Source organism: Aliibacillus thermotolerans (assembly GCF_027853235.1).
Lineage (GTDB): Bacteria > Bacillota > Bacilli > Bacillales > Marinococcaceae > Aliibacillus > Aliibacillus thermotolerans.
Window position 1 is genome coordinate 1 of record NZ_WKJG01000082.1, and the last position, 2,909, is coordinate 2,909.

Genomic DNA, 2,909 nt, shown 5'->3' on the forward strand with positions numbered 1-2,909 from the left:
CGCTCCTCATTCTAGAAAGATGCTTTTCAGAAGAAAAATAACCATGATTCTTTCAAAGGGATCGGGAATCTAATCGTTTATGGCCTAAAACCCTGATTTATGTTCGAGGTATGAATAATTCAGGATAAAGATTGTTTTCGCATGGTATTCTTAATGACTATTAAATGATCCCTCGCGAAAAGATAGCTTCTAAACAGGTTCTACTCTTCTAACTCTAATCGCTTGTTCGTTTCAATATGAATCGTGACATCATCAGCTACTTGTTCGAGATACTCCAAATCAAACTCAGGTTTATCAGGTGGAAGATATTCGGCTATTTCTAGGGCTCCACGATAAAGATTACCAGGAAGATCGATCTCTTCATTTTCATCTTCATCTGTTTCAGCAGATTCTACTATTAGATCGTTAAAGTATTGAGCTAACGCTTCTTTTGTCGATTCAGGAAAGGTGACGTGTTCCTCGTCTATAGTATAAGCTTCGGGCAAATGTAATGTGATAAATTCAATATTTTCTGGGTGATTATCGGAAACGGGGAACATGATCTCTGTGAACATTAAGAGATCGTTTGGTCGTATGACATAGATTTCAATCGGATTGGGTTCAATCTTTCTTTGTTTAACGCCTCCCTTATTTGTCGAAATCATTGCTTGACCTTGGAGGCCATAGTTGATGTTATGAAGATCAAAGACAACAATCTGGTCAGAATAATTCCCAAAATCACTTAAACGAAAAAGGTAATAGTACTGGTCTGTCTTCACATCTTGAAAGATATCTACTTCATCTAGTGTTAATTGAATTGGACCAACCTCTTTTTTAACGTCTAACCCATTTAAAAGAATATGTCCTTTTTTCACTAAGTTTTCCATTGTCGGATGTTCATCCCCAATAGTAAAAAGCGGTTCAAAGTCATCGTGAGGGATCAAATCTAGTTCTTCTTTTCCTTCGTGGGACGAGCATGCAGATATAAAATTGGCCACACTAGGATAAATGCGATCAAGTGGATACGATGTTTGATCATGTGATCCTCCTTTTAGTACCTGTACATTTCGATCATTAAGGTGTGCGCGTTTCCATCATAGCAAAATTTTAGAAAAAATTCACAGATTCGCTAAAATACAAAAAATAGAATCCGATACAATTGATAGGAAGGAAAAATAGTTTGAAATATGGGAGGCTCTATCTATGGTAAAAAATATGGTCCTGTCGTTTCTCTTGTTGCTGTTTCTTGTTCCAGCTAATTTGGTGCATGCAGAAAGTGAGCCTAGAATTATTGACTAGTATGAGGAAAACAATACGTTTAACACTGCGTATCCACTAGGGAATTGGAAGTATAAACTGTTGTCAGGAACGATACATGCGCCGGAAGATTACGATTACTACAAGTTTACTGCTAGTAAAGGAGATCGTTTAGCGATTCGCTTATCACAAATTCCGAATCATGTGAACTATGATCTCTACCTTTATAAAGACAGCTATGGATACCCTCTCATCGATTATTCCACAAGATCGGGCAACCAAGATGAAATCATTCGCTTTGATGTTCCTGAAACGGGCTCTTATATTGTCCTCGTACGGTCTGCTGATGGTAGCTATGACGACTTTAATTTCTATCGTTTAACCTTTATCGACCGTATTAAAACGGGTACTTATACGGCTAATTTGACGCCTACGGTATTAACAAGTCCAGGAGCAGGAACTACTTCACAAGTAGCTTCCGTTAATCTGAGTAATCAACATGCGGTTCCTGATGGCGCAATCGTACGGAGTGTAAGTGCTCAAGGGACCATCTCGCCAAGTTTAGGTCACACGTATCGAGAAGTAATGAACGGATCAGAAGGGATCTGGTATACTTCGATTTCAGGGAGTGGCTCGTTTCCTGATATTACAGTCGCTAAGGAACTCCCTGTAAAAACGATATGGCATGTAAGATACTATTCCTTAGCACACAGCAGCTCGACTTGGAGAAACCCTCAAATACGAATTACGTACGAATATGATGAAACATATCATTATTAATCGAAAGGCGTTGGAAATCTGATGAACTTGTTTTTTCATGATCTAATGCAAAGCCGCTATGATCGTCAACTGTATATAAATATGATGAAAAAACGAGCCGACTCGATCGATTACTCGGCTGAAAAGATTCACCGTCAGTATGATACGGTGAGCATTAGTCAAAAGGCGTTAGACAAACAAAATGTACGAACTATGGGAAGTCAAATGAATGGGCTTGATTTTTTAAACTATAGTTTGGAACAGGATCGAGAGCGCTTAAGTAAAACAATTCAAGATCACCTTTACGAAAACGGCATCCACCTAGAGAAAGAAGAATCATTCACAATCGACGTTTCGTACCGTTTTCAGATAACAGTAACAGGATTATCCGATAAGGAAAAAGCCAAACAAATCGAAACCGTTTTAAATCAAACGAACATCGGTTTTCGCTTACTTGAACATGACCAAACGGTAAAATCTTTTAAAAATGGTGCCTCAGTCGAACGAACACAAATGTACGATAAATGGCATGCGGATCATTTTTTAAGACAGTTTGCTAACACGACTATTGAGGATGTATCCCTTGATCAAGATGGGAAACTTACAGGTAATGATCAATTAAACGAATTGATGGAGAAAGCTAGTAGAGGGAAGGGTGAGCTTAACGAATACGTTCAAGCGATGATTGCAAAAGTAAGGGCCGTCCTACTTATAGGAATTGATCACATTCCCAATCGTTCAGCTACTTTTACGTACTCTGATGAATTGCAGTATCCATGATCAAAAGAAAAAGGGGCTGTCTAATAAGTCCTGAAAAACAGATCGAGAGGAGAAAAATGTGTCTTTTTTCTCCTCTCGATTTTGTATATTTTTGGTTTTTCGCTGAAAGTGGCTTGCGGAGGCTTGCTACTTTC

General features: G+C 38.5%; 3 protein-coding genes. 2 read left to right on the forward strand and 1 reads right to left on the reverse strand.

Going from position 1 to position 2,909, the window contains the following annotated elements:
* Positions 1–200: 200 nt before the first annotated feature.
* The gene (locus GJS40_RS11985; RefSeq protein ID WP_270898094.1) at positions 201–923 is read right to left on the reverse strand and encodes a hypothetical protein; all 723 of its coding nucleotides are present in this window, start codon (positions 921–923) and stop codon (positions 201–203) included.
* A 415-nt stretch (positions 924–1,338) separates the two neighbouring features.
* Between GJS40_RS11985 and GJS40_RS11990 the strand changes: the two genes are divergently transcribed.
* Positions 1,339–2,016: a PPC domain-containing protein gene (locus GJS40_RS11990; protein WP_270898095.1), complete on the forward strand. Its 678-nt coding sequence runs from the start codon at positions 1,339–1,341 to the stop codon at positions 2,014–2,016.
* A 21-nt stretch (positions 2,017–2,037) separates the two neighbouring features.
* Positions 2,038–2,775 carry a DUF4885 domain-containing protein gene (locus GJS40_RS11995; protein ID WP_270898096.1) on the forward strand — a complete coding sequence of 246 codons (738 nt, stop codon included), beginning with the start codon at positions 2,038–2,040 and terminating at the stop codon, positions 2,773–2,775.
* Positions 2,776–2,909: the final 134 nt, after the last annotated feature.

Coding starts and splice junctions, on each gene's coding strand:
- GJS40_RS11995 (WP_270898096.1), top strand. CDS start 2,038: ATGAACTTGTTTTTTCATGATCTAATGCAAAGCCGCTATGATCGTCAA.